The sequence below is a fragment of the Streptomyces sp. CNP082 genome, from assembly GCF_059570535.1.
Map to the genome: position 1 here is coordinate 1 of NZ_JCANSZ010000069.1, position 15,939 is coordinate 15,939.

Annotated in this window: 11 protein-coding genes and 4 pseudogenes; 7 read left to right on the forward strand and 8 right to left on the reverse strand. The window is 69.7% G+C overall.

What is annotated here, in order from left to right; genetic code table 11:
* Positions 1-194: pseudogene (locus B124_RS32900) on the forward strand (IS110 family transposase); the annotation flags it as partial.
* A gap of 137 nt (positions 195-331) precedes the next feature.
* On the opposite strand, the gene B124_RS32905 reads toward B124_RS32900, so the two are convergent.
* Entirely contained in the window at positions 332-784 is a 453-nt protein-coding gene (locus tag B124_RS32905; RefSeq protein ID WP_496506684.1) for a tyrosine-type recombinase/integrase, read from the reverse strand.
* A 243-nt stretch (positions 785-1,027) separates the two neighbouring features.
* Positions 1,028-2,041 carry a pectinesterase family protein gene (locus B124_RS32910; protein ID WP_496506685.1) on the reverse strand — a complete coding sequence of 338 codons (1,014 nt, stop codon included), beginning with the start codon at positions 2,039-2,041 and terminating at the stop codon, positions 1,028-1,030.
* 347 nt (positions 2,042-2,388) lie between these two features.
* Between B124_RS32910 and B124_RS32915 the strand changes: the two genes are divergently transcribed.
* Complete coding sequence (locus B124_RS32915; RefSeq protein ID WP_496506686.1) at positions 2,389-3,243, forward strand: IS701 family transposase; 855 nt, start codon at positions 2,389-2,391, stop codon at positions 3,241-3,243.
* A 567-nt stretch (positions 3,244-3,810) separates the two neighbouring features.
* Positions 3,811-4,407 (forward strand): transposase, encoded by a 597-nt coding sequence (locus B124_RS32920; protein ID WP_496506687.1) that lies wholly within the window; start codon positions 3,811-3,813, stop codon positions 4,405-4,407.
* Between the two features lie 181 nt (positions 4,408-4,588).
* Here B124_RS32920 and B124_RS32925 read toward each other — a convergent pair whose 3' ends face one another.
* A complete protein-coding gene (locus tag B124_RS32925) occupies positions 4,589-6,664 on the reverse strand; it encodes a SpoIIE family protein phosphatase (RefSeq protein ID WP_496506688.1) in 2,076 nt (691 codons plus the stop codon).
* Between the two features lie 534 nt (positions 6,665-7,198).
* Between B124_RS32925 and B124_RS32930 the strand changes: the two are divergent.
* A pseudogene (locus tag B124_RS32930) lies at positions 7,199-7,534 on the forward strand (hypothetical protein); the annotation flags it as partial.
* Positions 7,535-7,755: 221 nt separating this feature from the next.
* Here B124_RS32930 and B124_RS32935 read toward each other — a convergent pair.
* A complete protein-coding gene (locus B124_RS32935; RefSeq protein ID WP_496506689.1) occupies positions 7,756-8,325 on the reverse strand; it encodes a TetR/AcrR family transcriptional regulator in 570 nt (189 codons plus the stop codon).
* Between the two features lie 103 nt (positions 8,326-8,428).
* Between B124_RS32935 and B124_RS32940 the strand changes: the two genes are divergently transcribed.
* Positions 8,429-9,337, forward strand: coding sequence for an alpha/beta hydrolase family protein (locus B124_RS32940; RefSeq protein WP_496506690.1), 909 nt, complete (start codon positions 8,429-8,431; stop codon positions 9,335-9,337).
* 165 nt (positions 9,338-9,502) lie between these two features.
* Here B124_RS32940 and B124_RS32945 read toward each other — a convergent pair.
* The 4 genes and pseudogenes from B124_RS32945 to B124_RS32960 form a co-directional block, all read right to left on the reverse strand.
* Positions 9,503-9,940: pseudogene (locus B124_RS32945) on the reverse strand (SDR family NAD(P)-dependent oxidoreductase); the annotation flags it as partial.
* Positions 9,915-11,075 (reverse strand): hypothetical protein, encoded by a 1,161-nt coding sequence (locus B124_RS32950; RefSeq protein WP_496506691.1) that lies wholly within the window; start codon positions 11,073-11,075, stop codon positions 9,915-9,917. The pseudogene B124_RS32945 and the gene B124_RS32950, both read right to left, overlap by 26 nt.
* A 31-nt stretch (positions 11,076-11,106) precedes the next feature.
* The gene (locus tag B124_RS32955) at positions 11,107-12,291 is read right to left on the reverse strand and encodes a CHAT domain-containing protein (protein ID WP_496506705.1); all 1,185 of its coding nucleotides are present in this window, start codon (positions 12,289-12,291) and stop codon (positions 11,107-11,109) included.
* Positions 12,292-12,654: 363 nt separating this feature from the next.
* Positions 12,655-13,989: pseudogene (locus B124_RS32960) on the reverse strand (vWA domain-containing protein); the annotation flags it as partial.
* A 374-nt stretch (positions 13,990-14,363) separates the two neighbouring features.
* Here B124_RS32960 and B124_RS32965 point away from each other — a divergent pair.
* Together B124_RS32965 and B124_RS32970 are read left to right on the forward strand one after the other, a co-directional pair.
* A complete protein-coding gene (locus B124_RS32965) occupies positions 14,364-14,639 on the forward strand; it encodes a hypothetical protein (protein ID WP_496506692.1) in 276 nt (91 codons plus the stop codon).
* Between the two features lie 470 nt (positions 14,640-15,109).
* On the forward strand, positions 15,110-15,871 hold the full coding sequence (locus B124_RS32970; protein ID WP_496506693.1) for a hypothetical protein: 762 nt from the start codon (positions 15,110-15,112) through the stop codon (positions 15,869-15,871).
* Positions 15,872-15,939: the final 68 nt, after the last annotated feature.

A 15,939-nucleotide genomic window follows, 5' to 3' on the forward strand; every position in this document is an offset into this window, starting at 1 on the left:
GGGCCCTGGTCGCAGTCGAGCACTCGATCACCACCGCGATCTGGCACATGCTCACCGACAACACCGCCTACCACGAACTCGGCGGCACCTACTTCACCCGCCGCGACCCCGAACGCGCCACCCGCCGAGCGATCACCCAGCTCAACCAGCTCGGCTACACCGTCACCCTCAACCCGAGGGAGAGCACAGCCTGATCAGCAGCACCAGACACCCGCTGGCCTATCACAGCCACCGGGCATCCGGCCCTGCCCACACCCATCCTGACCTGCTCCTATTTACGCGTCAGAGGGCCTTTTGCGATTCGCTGACCCGCCGTCAATCTGGCACTGTGTCAGACCTCCGGGGACACTTTGGGGGCCACGGATCTTGGAAAACCCCTGATCAGAACGTTATCTCGGGGATTGTGTGGTTCCCACAAGGCGCGGAGTGTGGCCGTGAGCGCCTTCGAGGGGGTCGGCGCGCCCGACAGGTGGGCGCTGAGCGACTGTCCCGCCCGCGTCAGGGCCTGGAGGCCGGGGTGCAGGGAGGGCTGGTTGGTCATCAGTGAGCCGTGCCCGGCAATGATCCGCAGTACGTGCAGGGGGACGCTGGCGTCGGCCATCCATGTCAGGCCGGTGTGGCGGAGGCCATGCCGGCGGAGATGCTCGTAGCCGAGCCTGGTGACCACGTCGTCCCAGTGGATGGCGTCCCGCAGCACGGCGGTGCTGATCCGGCCGCCCCGCAGCCCGGTGAACAGCCGGGCATCGGGGTCGGGGCCAGCGGTCAGGAGGGGCTGAGCCACCATCGGCCGCACCCCCTCGATCAGCGGGACGCGGCGGGCCAGCTTTCCTTCGGTGCTTTTGTCGAGCAGTCCGCCTGGGGCAGGGGTGGTCTGGCGGCGGACGGTCCAAGGCCCTCGCGGGCCTCGGCTGTCCGGTCGACCCCGCCGCCGGCCCGCCCACCGGTTCCACACCAGACCCCGGAACCCGCGCCCGAGACCAGGACCGTGGCGAGGCGGAGCCGATCCACGGTGGGTGTGGGGCCGGTGTCAGCTAACCGGGTTCCAGCCGTCGTCGCCGGCGAGGTACGCCTCCGGGGTGTACGCCGTGGCCTCCTCGTCTGACAAGTGCGGCCGGTTGTCGTTGACGCCGGCGCCGTCGCCCGTGTTGGCGTACTCGAAGAAGCGCGCCTTCTGCCACGTCGCGTCCGACATGTCGGTCCACGGCTGGTCGGCCGCGATCGTCGCGGACAGCTCCGACTCGCGGTACAGGACCTGCGCGTCCTGCCGCCACGGGCGGCCGAGCTGCGTGGTGCCGTCCGTGGCTCCGTTGATCTTCGACTGGAAGAACAGGAAGCCGTACCGCTGCTCCGCCGGGGTGCTCGCCGCGGTGATCGGGCCGCCGGTGTCCCGCTTCTCGTAGATCGCGCAACGGTGGAAGACGGCGGTGCCGCCGCCGTAGATGAAGTCGACGGTGCCCTCGATGTACGAGTCGCTGACGTAGGCGCGGGCGCCGTCGTGGACCTGGACGGTGTCCTGGTCGCCCAGGAGCCGCACGTCGTCCAGGAGGATGCGGTCGGAGTCGAGGTAGGCGGCCAGGGCCTGGTCGCCGGTGTCGGAGGAGTTCTCGTCGAAGTCGTTGGCGAACGTCAGGTTGTCGGCGGTGAAGTCGTGACCCTGGACGACGAGGGTCGCGCTGCCCACGGTGCCCCAGTCGCCGGCGTTCCTCCCCTCGACGATCGTCACTTCGTCCTCCGACTCGCCGGTGCCGACGAAGGTGACGTACGGCTTGTCGTCCGGGACGGTCACCTGCTCCCGGTACTCACCCGGCGCGATCTCGATGGTGACCTCGCCGCTGTTGTCGCTGGGTACCGCGTCAACGGCCGCCTGCACGGTGGTGTAGTCGCCGCTGCCGTCGGCCGCCACCGTGAGCGTGGTCTGGGCGGTGGCGGCCGACGCCCCGTAGATCCCGAACGCGGCCCCGCATGCCGTGGTGAGGCCCAGGGCGACCAGTGTCCCCCGCCGACGGGTGGGGCGGCCGCTGGCGCTGGCTGTCTGTTCCATGATCTGGCTCCGCCTCTCGAGCGAAAAAATTCGGATCCTGGTCGCGAAAACCTCTGCTCCCTTACCGGTGGTCGCCGAAGCCCTTTCGGTTGCCTCGGCGCCCACCAGAATCTCTGGGCGAGCAGCCGTGACACCTGGGCCGTGCGGGCTCCCGTGACATTCGGAACGGTTCGATACCGCGGAACCGCCCAGCCGCCGACAGCCGGCTCAGGCCAGCTCAGTTCGCTGTCCCAACGACCGCCGTAACCGTGCAGGTCCAGGTAGAGCTGCGCGCCGGGGAAACGGTCGCGCGTCCGGCGACCCCAGGTGAGCGCCAACGATGTCCTGCCCCACCTGCGGTGCCATCGATGGTGCACCTCACCGCCGTGCCGTCGGCCTCCCAGCCGGCCAACGCCTCATCCAGCAGGGCGAGATGCTCCCTTTGGACGGATGCGCCGGACCGGTGTCACAAGGCCGGTGTGCCGGACGACATCGTCCACCGGGAGAAGTGGCGCCTGGCGCTGGGCCTTCTGGACACACTCGCCCAGTGGCAGTTGAAGGCGCCGGTCGTGGTCCCCTATGCCGGCTACGGCGTCAGCACCCCGTTCCGGCTCGGTCTTGAGGAGCGGGGCCTGTCCTACGTCCTGGCCCTGACCGGGAAGGAAGTCGCCCACCTGGAGGATGCCGAACCATCCCGGCCCGCTTACGGCGGACTGGGGCCACCAGCGCTGCCTCGCTGCCGCACCCCGCCGCGAGCCGTGTCCGTCCTCACGGCAGAAGCCGACGCGGCCCGGTTCACCGAGGTGACCTGGCGCCAGGGCAGCAAGGGCGCGATGACCTCACGGTTCGCAGTCCTGACCGTGCGGCCCGCGGGCAAACAGCCCCTGGCCGCAGCCCAGGAAGCCGGCGGCGGCCGCAACCGGTGGGACGGTGTCCTGCCCGCCCGGACCCTCCTGGTCGAATGGCCGGACGGACAGGAGGGTCCGACCGGCTACTGGATATCGGACCTGCCCGCCACCACGCCGGTAGCTGACCTGGTGCGGTGGGCGAAGATGCGCTGGCGGATCGAGCACGACTGCCGCGAACTCAAACACTGCCTGGGCCTGGACCACTTCGAGGGCCGCACCTGGCGCGGCTGGCACCACCACGTCACCCTCGTCACCGCCGCCCAGGCATTCCTCACCCTCAGGCGGCTCAACCCCAAAGCCCGCACACCGGCCTGACCCTCTACCAGGTCCTGGACACCCTCCAAGACCTGCTGAAGTGCTGGACCGGCAACTGCTACGAGACGACCTTTACCCCTTGCCGAATGCCCGCGCTCTGGGCGTCACATATCCACGGACCCCAACACCACAGGCCGAGTCTGATTACGCCGCCACCGCGCCTGCCTGGGATCCCTCGTATCCTGCCCCGGGAGTCTGGAGACCATCCCTCTCGGCCCGCTGCCCAGCCCGCTGCAACTCGCGTTCGCTCTCTCTCCCACCTCCAGGAAGACGCCGACACGAACTCCCTGACGTAGTCTGGATCTCGGTCTGCACCGCAGATGCCCGGACACGCGGGTATGGGCCGACCATGCCGAGGCCCACCACAGGGCTCGTCTGTGACGCCCGCACGCGCGGGTGCGAACCCTGCTGGAACGTGGGCCCCACAGCCCGGCTGCGGGGCCTGCCTCGCTTCAGGAAGTCGATGAAGACCGCGAAGTACTTCAGCAGCTCGTACCGGCGTCCCGGGACCGGGTCGCAGGAGCGGCTGTCTCGGCCGCAGAGGCGGCGGTTTGCAAGGTCGTTTAGTTGGCTCTGCTGTGTACGGACGGGCAGGTCAAGACGCTGGTCGACCTGGCGCTCGCCCCGGAACACCGCCGGGGCCACGGCGCCTTGTACGGCGGCTTGAACAAGGGCCGCCTGGACGTCGACCAGCTCCGGCAGAAGTTCGCCGCAACGCCGCTGCCGAAGGCCGCGGACGGCCGTCTGGTCCTGGCGGTCGACGTCTCGCCGTGGCTGCGGCCGGACGCAGCGACCTGCCCGGACCGCTCGTTCTGCCACACGTACGGACGCGGGGATGCCAGGCACCAGATGATCCCGGGCTGGCAGTACTCCATCGTGGTCGCGCTAAAGGCCGGCCGCACCTCCTGGACTGCGCTGCTGGATGCCGTCCGTCTGGAGCGCGGACGTCGAGCGCTGCTGGCAGTCCTTCCTGCGACGCTTCGACGTCGAGCACGGCCTCGGTTGGGGTGGTCCGAAGGTATTGCCGGATTGGTCGTGGTCCCGAGCTGTGGATCCATCGCCGGTTCTGGCCGGGAGTCTCTCGACGGGCTCGCCTTGGTGGCGGTGCGCTTCGTACGGTGTGGGGCCGGGGTCACGCGGCCTCCCCCTGCGCGTCCGGCATAAGTCACACAGCGCCACGACGTTGTCTGTCCCGTCCTTGGTCTGGGCGGGCATGCTGGCGTGTCGTCGACGGCGGGGCCAGTGGCCCGCCGGATGGGCGTTCCGTCAACTCGGTGCCAAGGGACGGGAGCCGCCCCGTCGGTCGCCCCGGATTGGTCTTCGCGTGCGGCCCCGCGTTGCGGGGTTACTCGTGTGGGCGGAGGAGGAGCAGGGCGATGTCGTCGTTGTGGGGCGTGAATCGCTCGGCGTGGTCGAGGAGTGTGTCGGCGAGGTTTTCCAGGTTCTCGTCCTGTGCTTGTGCCAGGTGGGCGGCGAGGGCTGCGGTCGCGTCGTCGATGTCGGTGCCGGGTGTTTCGACGAGTCCGTCGGTGTAGAGGGCGAGGACGGATCCGGGTGGGAGCTGGATGTCGGTGGCGGGGTAGTCGGCGTCTGGGTCGATGCCCAGGAGCAGGCCGGGGGGCAGGTGGAGGATGTCGGTGTGGCCGTCGGGGTGGCGGAGCAGGGCTGGGGGGTGGCCGGCGGTGGCCAGTTGTATGCGGCGGTGGGAGGGGAGGAGGCGGCCGATGAGGCAGCTGGCGAACAGGCCGGGGTCGAGTTCGCACAGGAGGCGGTTGGTGCGGGCGAGGATGTCGCCGGGTGAGGAGCCGGTTTCGGCGTGGGTGCGTACGGCGGTGCGGATCTGGCCCATGAGGGCGGCGGCTGTGGGGTCGTGTCCTTGGACGTCGCCGATGGCTGCGGCGGCGGTTGCGTGGGCGCAGGGGATGAGGTCGTGGAAGTCGCCGCCGATGTCGATGCCGTGGCTGGCGGGCTGGTAGCGGGCGGCTGCTTCCAGGCCGGGGATGTACGGGAGCGTGCGGGGCAGCAGGGAGGTCTGCAGGCCGTGGGCGAGGGCCTGTTTGGCGTCGTAGAGGCGGGCGCGGTCGAGGGCCTGGGCGATCAGTCCGGCCAGTGACGTCAGCAGGGCTCGTTCGGCGGGCGGGAAGGTGCGGGGTCGGTCGTAGGCGAGGACGAGGGAGCCGACCGGGCGGCCCGAGACGATCAGCGGGAGGAAGGCCCAGGAGGCCATGTCGTCCTGGTGGACGGCTGGCGGGTAGGCCCTCTTGAGGTCGGCGAATGTGGGGAAGAAGGCGGGCCTGCCGGTGTTGACGGCATGGACGGCCGGGGTGCGCGAGGTCAGGGGGGCGGCATCGAAGCGGGCCATCAGCTCGGGGCTGTAGCTGCGGTAGCCCGTGATGTGCAGGCGTCCGTCTTCCACGGTCAGCAGGGCCAGGGCCTTGGGGCCGAAGGCGGGCACGATCTGGTCGGCGGCCAGGTCCACCACGTCCCGTACGCCGGCGGCCTCGGCGAGTGCGGTGGCCAGATGGGTCAGGTGGTACAGCGCTGTCGCGCCGATGGGCTCCGCGGGCTGCGGCAGCGGTGGTGTGGTGGCGGCCGGGTGCGCCTGCGCGGGGGTGATGTGGACGCTGATGCCGCTGGCGTTGGGGTAGAGCTGGAAGAGCAGCCAGGTGTCGGGCGGGCGGCGGGCGGTGAAGGAGGTGGGCTGGCGGCTGACCACCGCGGCTCGGTAGCGGTCTTCGAATATCGGATCGCGCAGCCACGGGAGCACTTCCCAGGGGCGCTTGCCGAGCAGGGAATCCGTAAGGGCGCCGACCAGGTCGGTGCCGGCGGCGTTGATGAAGGTGACCCGGCCGTCCAGGTCCAGGGCGCAGCAGCCCACGGGCAGGCGCGCGGTGAAGTCCAGGGCGGCTGCGGCCTGTGCAGGGTCGGCTTCACGCGGGTGCGGCGGCGGGAGCAGGCGGGGCTCGTCCGGGGGCTTGAGCGGGTGGCCGCTGTCGGCGGCCCGGTGCAGGATCGCTGCCGCACGGCGGCAGCAGGTGTTGATCGAATTCTTCTCGGCTGTGCTGAGCTGCGGCGGGTGCCCGGCGGGCCATAGCAGCCCGATGCTGCCCCACACGGTGCCGTTGCTGGTGATCGGGGCCGCGGCGAGCACGAAGTCGTAGGGCAGGACGATGCCGACCCGGGGGGAGCGGCGGGCGATGTCCTCCTGGCTGCCCAGCCAGACCATGGAGCGTTCCCGTACCGCGTCCGCCACCGGGATGGCGGCGTCCAGGGGGATACGCGCCCAGGGGGCGACGATCTGCCCCGGCACGCCGCCCGCCAAGGTCAGCCGCAGGACCCGCTCGGTCGGCGGCAGCAGGTAAAGCAGCCCCACGGCGGCGCCGGTGTCGCGCATCACGTCGGCCAGGACCGAATCCGGCAAGGTCGTGCCGGGCCCCGCGAGAGGGCCGGGAGCAGTGGGCCGGCGCATGGCTTACCGCCCTCCCTGGCCGGACCGGGCCGCGCAGCGGGTGCGTGCGAAGCGGGCGCGGGCAGACTCGGCGCTGATATCCGGGCCCGCGCCGGTCTGAGCCCGGCTGGCCCCGGCCCGCCGGTCCGCGTGCACCGCCGCGCGGACACGCTCCCCGGCCTGGTCAGGGATGCGGGCGACGGCGGAGCGCCGTCCCGGAGGCAATCGAGGTGAGGGCGGTGATCCCGGTACCTGGGCGAGGCCCTTCACCCGCAGCAGCAGGACATCAGCAACTGCGTCCACCCTGTTCCCCTCGGGCGCAGCCTCCTGCCAACGGCGTCGGCCCCGACAGGCTGCCGGCCGGCAGGAGCGGGGCCCGTGGCCCGTCAGCTCCGGCAACCACGTATCGTGACGCTTGTGCCGCATATAGGCAATATTGTCATATTTTGCGTGCTATGCTGTAACGGCCGGAACGGGCGTCGAGCCCTGGCCCCGTGCAGGTGATCACCGGCCGCGATTTCATCAAGGGCCCCTTCACCCTCAAGCGCATCGGCGGCGCCGGCCACGTCGACCGGGAGGGCGCTGACGGTCCGCACGGCGGCCGACGCCTTCCTCGACTCGCTCGCCAACCCGAACACGGCTCGCCTCTCCTGCGGCCAACCCCGCGCCCTGCTCGACCAGCACACCGCGCACACGGGGCCGGGCACGAGTACCGCCGCTCCGGCCTGACCCACCTCGGCGAGCGGGGTGCCTCCGAGCTGATGCTGATGGCCAAGTCCCGGCACGCCGGAGGCCATCGCGGGCCTCACCAGTCTGCTGGCCCATGGCGACGCCCGGCGCTGACCTGTCGCCGCCCGCCTTGAGCCATCGCCACCTCGCCCGGTTGTTGATGTGCGGGCGCGCGGACGAGGTGGGGCGGTGGTGTGACGGGACGCGCGCGGGCGCCCTCCAGGGCGCCGCTGCCAGTTGGCGGGCAGTGGATTCAGCCGTAGCCACGTTGCGAGTTTGCGCAGTGGACGGAGACCGGCGTGGCGGGTGCGGGCGGCGCGGGCGCCGGCCTGTTGTCATGCCGTGTTGCGGCATCCGGTGAGGAGGAGGGCGACCATGTGCTTGGCGTCGGCCTGATCGTAGTCGGGTCCGGTGATGCAGAGGTTTCCGATGGCGCGCATGAGCGTGTAGGCGGTGACATCGGGGCGAAGTTCGTCGGCGGCGGCGCAGGCGTCGAGCAGCGTCGCGCAGGCCGGGACCAGGGTGTCGAGCATGAGGGTGTGGAGGTTCTCCAGTCCCGCATCTCCGGATCCCAGCGCCGCGCCGAGGCCGTGCTTGGTCACCAGGAAGTCCACGAACGCGTCCGTCCACAGGGTCAGCGCGGTGAACGGCGAGGCGGACTCCTCAAGGAGCCGGGGCGCGAGAGCGGCGCAGGCGTCGATCTGGTGCCGATAGACGGCGGTGACCAGGTCCGCGCGGGTCGGGAAGTTCCGGTAGACCGTGCCGACACCGACGCCCGCGCGTTCGGCGATGTCACGGACAGGCGCCTGGACGCCCTGCTCGACGAAGACTGCCGCAGCAGCCTGAAGTACGCCGCTGCGGGTGCGCTGCGCCTGTGCTTGGCGTACCCCGACCGACTCCGGCACGGATGGCTCCCTTTGCTCGCGGAACAATGTTCCGCTAAACTGGCGGAACGTCGCTCCGTCAAAGTATGACAGAGCCGCTCCGCAGAGAAAGCACAGGTCTCCCATGTCTTCCCGCCCCCTCGGCCACCAGATCGTCTCGGTCAAGCCCATCCCCGTTCCCGCACCTGGCCGCGGCACCGACCTGCAGGTGAAGGTAACCGCCCCCCGGTCGGGCCAGAACCTGCCCCTGATCGTCTTCTCCCACGGCAACGCGTGGTCCCTGGACGGGTACGAGCCCCTCGTCGACCGATGGGCCGCCGCCGGATTCGCCGTGGTGCAGCCCACCCACCTGGACTCCCGCCGCAACGCCATCGGCTGGGACGACCCGCGCTTCGCCACCATCTGGCGCGTTCGGATAGCCGACCTCCACGCGATCCTCGACAACCTAGGCGACATCCTGGCCCAGGCCGGCCTGGAGACCCGCATCGACCATGAGCGCACCGCCGTGGTCGGCCACTCCTGGGGCGCCCAGACCGCAGGCGCCATCCTCGGTGCCCGCATACTCGACGCCGACGGCGTTCCCGGCGAGGACTTCTCCCACCCCGCGGTGTCGGCCGGCGCGCTGATCGCCGCGACCGGAACCGGTGACACCCTCACCCCGTTCGCCGCCGAGAACCTCCCGTTCATGAAGCCGGACTTCTCCACCATGGCCACCTCGGCCCTGGTCATCGCGGGCGGCAAGGACCAGTCTCAGCTCTCCACCCGGGGGCCGGAGTGGTTCACCGACGCCTACCACCTCAGCCCGGCGCCCAAGAGCCTGCTCACCATCGCCGAGGCCGAGCACACCATGGGCGGCATCGCCGGCGAAAACGTCGCCGAGACCACCGACGAGGACCCAGCCCGCGTCATCCTCCTCGCCGACGTGATCTCCGCCTACCTCCGCGCGGCCCTCGGCCTCGACGACGCCGAGTGGACCGCCCTCGGCAGCACCGCCGAGGACAGCGACGGTACGTGGAGCATCGCCAGCAAGTAAGCCCAACCGAACGTCGGGGGAAGCTCGGCGCCGAACGGTCTGGCAGAAGAACGCCTCGGTCTGACTGGCGAGGGGCGGCGGTGCTCGGAGCCGCTCCCTCGCCTCAATGATCTGGGCGGTCATCCAGCGCCCCTCGTCGGAAGCCAGGAAGGCCACCACGGACGCAATCTCGGAAGCTTCGCCGAAGCGCCGGAGCGAGGTGTCCGCCTCGATCGCCGCCACCAAGTCGGTGTTCTCGCGGACGGCAGCATTCGTATCGGTCCATGTCCAGCCGGGAGTGACGGCATTGACAGCGATACCGCGCGGCCCCAACTCCATCGCGAGCGAATGAGTCAGGTTGTTGATGCTCGCCTTGGCCATGGAGTAGGGACACTGCAGTTCTGTCTCACGATCTTGTCCCCGCACTCCGACGGCGCTTTGTGGGCCGTGGCCGTGGGCCGGCGGCTCATCTGTCGGCGAGGGGATGACCCGGCCGCCCGACTTCGTTCGCACACTGCACCACGACGGGCATACCGCTTCGCGGCCACTCGCAGAGTCGAGAGGGATCCCGGCGCTCTCCTGATGTTGCTTCTCGGGATCACGATGTCGATGGTTGCATCGCATCGCTGATCGCGGACGCGAGTTCCGGCAGGTTCCAGTACACGGAGTGCGTCCATAGCCCCGCGGTGGCGGAGTGGGGCAGCGGTAGGTCGATCGGGGATGTGCCGTCAGCGAGACGGAATACGTGGGAGGCAGCGAAGGCGAGCACGTCGAGCGGTTGCCACAGGTTGGTCCAGCGGGCCAGGGACTTCGGCAGGGTGACCGGTTCGTGGCCGGTGTAGGGCGAGAGTTGGCCTCCACGGGGGTCACACAGGTGGAAGTACGCAGGTTGGGAGCCGAAGGTAAGCAGCGACGAAGTCCACAGCGGCTCTTGCGCCGTGGCCATGTCGACAGCGATCACTCCGCCGAGACTGTGTGCAACCAGCCGTACAGGACGGTCCGGTCGGCGTCCCAGTTCGGGATCGACGGCAGCGATCTGTTCCCGTACCCGGGCGTGGATCTGCTCGCGATGGCGCTGATAGACAAGTACATCGCCAAGGAACCTGGTGGCGCTTGGCCCGAGGCGGTGGCGCAAGCTGTGGTTCATCCTGCCAGCGACCGCCTGCATCGCCGCGCCTGCGACGCGGTCGAGGTCCGCGAGCCGACGCCGGATCGCTGAGCGGAGAGTGCCGTCAACGGGTGCTGCGCCACGAAGTCCGGCCCAGGAATCATCCGGCTCCAGCGTGGAGGCGACCGCACGGGCGATGGCCTTTCCCGTCTCGCTGAGAAGGGACGGGTCATCGACCCGTGACAGCCAGCGCGTCGTCGGCCATTCCTCGGCGAGCGTCTCAAGCACGTGGTCCGTGTCCGGACTGTCGAGGCCGTCACGCAGTCCGCTGTTCTGCGAGGGGTCCAAGCCGTGGCGGACCGCGTCCCGCAGGGGCGCTGGCAAGTCTCCCGGGGCAGGCCCTTCGGTTTCACCGAGCAGGGCGGCCAGCAGCACCTCGGCCGGAGCGGCAACGGTCTCGGGGGTATCCCGCAGCCCGGCGGAGCGGGAAGGAAGCGCGAGGTCGATGAAACGGTCATCCGCGCCGAGGTCACCCCAGTAGACCGGTACCAAGGTCGCTCCAGCGGCGGCCTGCAGGGCCGCCACGGTAGCGATGAATGCTTGCGGGTCCCGGTTGCCGACGCCGTGGATGACGAAGACCGGCTCGTCCATGCCTCTCCTGTTCGGGATGCACTGGGGGCTTCTAAGGGATGGCGGCGCAGGCTGCGGGACTGCCGTATACGGCGTACGCCAGCCACGTGGGATCCCCGCTTTGATCGCGGATCGCCCGCCGTGCGTTCAGGGACGCCTGCCCCAGACTCTGGCCCTCAGTGACCAGACGTTCGTAGAAGGTTTCAGCGAAGAGCAGCGCGGAGTCGGACCGCACCGGCCACAGGGTGCCGACGAACGCCCCTGCGCCAGCCTGCAGGAACTGCGGCGCCCAGCCCAGGCTGGTGGAGAACCAGTCGATCTGGCCGGCGCTGCGACAGGCGTTGAAGAACACCAGCGGGTGGGTGGTGCGAAGGGCTCCAGACTGGGTGGCGTAGGCGAGATCGATCGGATCGAATGGGCCATCCGCCATCCTGACGTGAGAGCCGGCACTCGTGAAAGAGTTGTGGCAGGCGAAGTGCAGCAGCCCGTTGAGCCCCTCGTCGATGAGGTCGCTCACGGCGGCGCGATGGGTCAGGGTCCCGCCGTCGGTCACGGCCTTACCCAATCTGGCCCGAAGCGCGACCACTTCACGCTCCGCTTCGGGAGGCGAGCCAGGCGGCACCACAAAGGCAGCCCGAGGCAAGGACAGTTCGCGTACCCGGTCCTGCCCGAAAACCCGGCGGACCACGGGAAGCCACTCGGCGAGGAATCCGTCGCCCTCCCGCTGGCCGTCCAGGGGATAGAGCAGCTCCCAGGGTACGACATCGTGCTCACCGAGCACGGTCAAAGCGGTGACGTGCCCGACCTCATCCCAGAACTGCTGGCGCACGGCGTCGGGCACCGCCGTCGCCCACAACTGGACGCCGAGGTTGATCAGCCGCCGCCGGGCCTGGTGCTGATCTCTGCCTCCGTCCTGCCCGGCCGCGGCTGCGGTACGCCGAAGCTCGTCGTAGATCCGCTCCCTCGCACCGTGGGAGTCACCCGCTGCGAGGCGGAAGGACTCGGGAGCGTAGGTGGTTTCGCTGAGGAGCTGGAAACTGTAGGCGCCGTCTGCACCTTTGAGGACCTGCAAGGTCACCTCCCCCGGATCGAACGCGAGGGTGGTGAGCGGTGCAGTGCGCGGCGGGCCATCCCTGGCCGGTGTGTCGGGCTGTACGGAGACCTGGGCGCGCAGTTCGCCGAGGAAGGTGCCTTTGTGGAAGGCCCGCACGGTCACGGTATGCAGCCCAGGTCTCATCGTGCGCAGGCCGAATTGCAGCCAGTGCGAGTCCCGGCCGGGAGGAACGGCCAGCTCTTTCTGCAGATCTCCCAGCGCCAGCAGACCGGGAGCGTGCACAGTGATGAGAAGCTGCGCTCCCTCTGCCGGGATACGGAAGGCCCGAAGTGCCACGCCAGAACCACCGGTCTCCCCAGTGACCCGCACGTGCAGTGGCACCTCCCGCCCGGGAGGCGCCTGCTCGACCAACTCCGCTTCCAGTAGCCGCGGCTCCCAGCCGTACCCGTCACCGCCACCTGGCCGCGACCCGTCAGGGCCGTCACCCCGAAGCTCAAGCAGGTTCGTGGTGTCGTCGTTCCCCAGCGCGCGGACGCGCCGAACCGCGCGGACCGTCTTAGTCGACCGCGTCTCCAGGGTCATCTCGTCGGTGTGCGTGACCTTTGCCTTCAGCCGCACGGTACCCGTCGCGGCATCGACCACGTCCACCACCCTGGCCAGCAGCTTCGCGGTGTCGTCGTTCCCCAGCGCGCCGGCGAGCTGAACCGCCAGACCCAGCTTGGCCGTTGCCCCGTCGTTGTCGCCAGCCCTGCGGGCGTCGAGCCCCTGCTGGATGGCCTGGGCCAGCTCCGCCTGTCCCGTGTAGTGGGCAACATGCGGATTGATGGAGGTCGTGGCGGCCGTATCGTCGGTCCAGACGGCTCGTATCAGCCCTTGGGCGAGGGGCTGGGGCGCCTCGTCGCCCGGCTGCGGCAGGATCAACGAGATCCGGGCGGCCAGCCTCTCCTCCCCGATGGCCCCGGCCGGTACCCGTACGCACACGTGGTAGTCGCGGGACTCGAACCCCCAGGAGCCGGTGGGGTAGTCCCCGGCGCGCGGCCCGGCCTCGGCGCGCCGCTCGGTCAGGTCCTCGACGGTCGGCGCGACCTGCTTGATGAACCGGATCTCGGAGCCCTGCGGCGTCCACAGCCGCAGACTCACATCCGCGACCTCCTTGCCCATCGCGTTCTCCATCATCTGCGTGAAGTCCGCGGCCAGGCCCGAAGGGTCGGCGACGATGTCCGCACTGCCCAGCAGCGCGGAGGCGATCCCGGTGACCTCCTTGACCTCCCAATCGGTGCCCACTCCACGCACGTCACAGGTGAAGCGGCCCGCGCAGGCGTCCAGGGCGGCCTTCAGCTCTTCCGGCTTCTCATGTTCGTTGCGCCCGTCGGTCAGCAGGATGCCGTGCCGGATGGGCACATCGGCTGAGGCCAGCAGCTGATCGGCCAGGCGCAGCCACGTGCCGATCGCGGTGCCGCCGCCCGCGCGCAGCTTGCGCAGCGCCGCCTTGGCCTGGACACGAGTGGTGGCGTCGGCCACCGCGAGCTGGCCGCCTCCGGGGAAGACCTCCTTCGCCACATGGGTGCCCGCGACCACGGCGAAGGCGACACCGTCACGCACTGTGTCGATGGCGGCCATGGTGGCGGCCCGCGCGTTGCGCATCTTGGTCGGCGGATATTCCATCGACCCGGAACAGTCGACCATGATGACGACCGCTGCGTCCTGGCCCGGCCCCGTGCCGTACAGGTGCGGTCCGGTGGCGGCGCTTCCGGCGGTGCCGCCGCCGGTCGCCGTGACCGTGACGATGGCGTTGACCTCGCGACCGCCGTCCGGCAGATACTCGTTCTGGTAGACGTCAACGCTGAACACCGGTGCAGAGGACTTGAAGAAGTTAGCCATGGATTCCGTTCCCCCTCATGCTTCCCGCGGCAACCGGGTGACATCTCCCAGCCGGTCGTGACCGTGTGTTCCTGCCCCTTGCTGATGTGGCGGGCGGTTTGGGCACTTGGAGCTTAAGGCCGACACTGCCCCCAGCGGCGGAGCCGGGAACGGCAACCCCGGACCAGGTCCTCATCGATCTCTCCGTCCGTACGACGGAGTCTCATCGAGGCTTCGCCGACCACTCGCGTCATACCCCACCCCCGAGCAGCGAGAGCGGGGAGGCAGACATCCCGGTCTCGATCAGCCGCGGCATTCCCACGATCAGCCCAGAGAGGGGCGCTGGGATAGATCGCGACCGACGTCACCCGGTCCCGCCGGAGACCTTCCACGGGATGGGCGACGTCGGCAAGACGCAGATCGCCATCGAATACGACTACTGGCATAGCTGCGAGTACGACCTCACCTGGTGGATCCCCTCCAAGCAGGAGAGCCAGATCGTCCAGTGGCCTATCGAGATGGGCGAGCAGGCGGGCCTGCAGACGGGGTCCGAGTTGACCACCGTGCCCGCCGTCCTCGCCGCCCTGAGCTGGGGCGATCCGTACAGCGACTGGCTGTTGATGTTCGACAACGCCGAGAACTTCGGCCAAGGACATAGACCGACTGCCTGACGCAGTCAGCTCGTTGCACGTTGAGCCCCGGCCGGGGATGTCGCTGGGGGTACCCCTCCACGCTCGGTCGCCACGCGGCATTGCTCTGGGATGACCAGTACCGTCTTCCAGGCGGGCAGAGATAGACCGCGGATTCCTCCGCCCTGATGCTGCGCCGGCCCTTGCTGGTGACGGGCAGGGCTCAGTACCGGAGAGTCCTCCCATGCGTTCCGGACCAGCCGGGGAGCTCAAACTGGGCAGGGTGCTTCGCTGGCACCTCACCAGCCGCCCCCCCTGCGGTCGGGGCTGTACAAGTACGACGCGATCGGCCGGGTCCAGGACTCGGCGGCCTTACGGACCCTGCACCGGGCGGACGTGGCGTCCGGCGACGGTCCGGCGGTACCGGAGGGTCTGCCCGGAATCGCCGACCACCTCCCACTCGGCCTGCTGGCAACGGCGTTGCTGCCCCACGACTGCCGCGGTTGCCCCTCGTGGATGAACTGGACAAGAGCGACCAGGATCTGGCGAACGACTTGTTGAGCGTCTTCGAGGAGGGCCAGCTCCTGGTCCGCGAGCTGGTGCGGACTTGGCGGCTGCACCCCCGGGTGCCGGCCATGACCGACGATCCGGGCCGGAACGTGGAGATCGTCGACGGAATCGTCAAGTGCCGTGCCTTTCCGATCGCGGTGATCATCTCCAACGGCGAACGGGAGTCCCCCGGGCCTTCCTCCGCCGCTGTCTGCGGCTGTGCATGCCGGACCTGGATCGTTCGCAAAAGCCGGGATCGTGGCGACCTCGCCGTGGACCAACTGCTCAGCGCCGTGTTCCTGGCGAGTTCGGGACGTTCCCGGGCGACGACGAGGGGGTGCGTGACGACCTCGTGGACGCGCTGTGGCACCGGCTCGAAGGAGTTCAAGCGTGCTGCGACGGTCCTGCAGCTCAACGAACTGCGGGTACTGATCAAGGAGGTCGAGCGGGGTGTCGACCAGTGCACCGGAGATATCCAGGCCAGACTGCGCACGGTCGCGGGGCTGCTCCGCAAGTACGTGGCGGAGGCGGCGCCTGCCGTGGACGATGTCTGCACCGCGTACCTGGCCGTCTCCCACGCCGAGGATGTGCCAGCTGGCCTGACGGTCGAGTTCTTGGTGGCCCGCTCCGAGGAGCAGGCACTGCTGCGGCCTCAGCTGGAAGCGGCGGTCGCCAGTGCCGAGATGAGGATCCGCAGAATGCGGCGCCTGCGGCTGGGGGTGTGACGGCTTTTCCCGGGGTTGAAGATCGCGAAGGACCTTCAGCCCCGGGGGTTGGTTCAAGGTGGCGGCCG

Coding starts and splice junctions, on each gene's coding strand:
- B124_RS32905 (WP_496506684.1), bottom strand. CDS start 784: ATGGTGGCTCAGCCCCTCCTGACCGCTGGCCCCGACCCCGATGCCCGG.
- B124_RS32910 (WP_496506685.1), bottom strand. CDS start 2,041: ATGGAACAGACAGCCAGCGCCAGCGGCCGCCCCACCCGTCGGCGGGGG.
- B124_RS32915 (WP_496506686.1), top strand. CDS start 2,389: ATGGTGCACCTCACCGCCGTGCCGTCGGCCTCCCAGCCGGCCAACGCC.
- B124_RS32940 (WP_496506690.1), top strand. CDS start 8,429: ATGTCTTCCCGCCCCCTCGGCCACCAGATCGTCTCGGTCAAGCCCATC.
- B124_RS32950 (WP_496506691.1), bottom strand. CDS start 11,075: ATGGACGAGCCGGTCTTCGTCATCCACGGCGTCGGCAACCGGGACCCG.
- B124_RS32955 (WP_496506705.1), bottom strand. CDS start 12,291: ATGAGACCTGGGCTGCATACCGTGACCGTGCGGGCCTTCCACAAAGGC.
- B124_RS32965 (WP_496506692.1), top strand. CDS start 14,364: ATGGGCGACGTCGGCAAGACGCAGATCGCCATCGAATACGACTACTGG.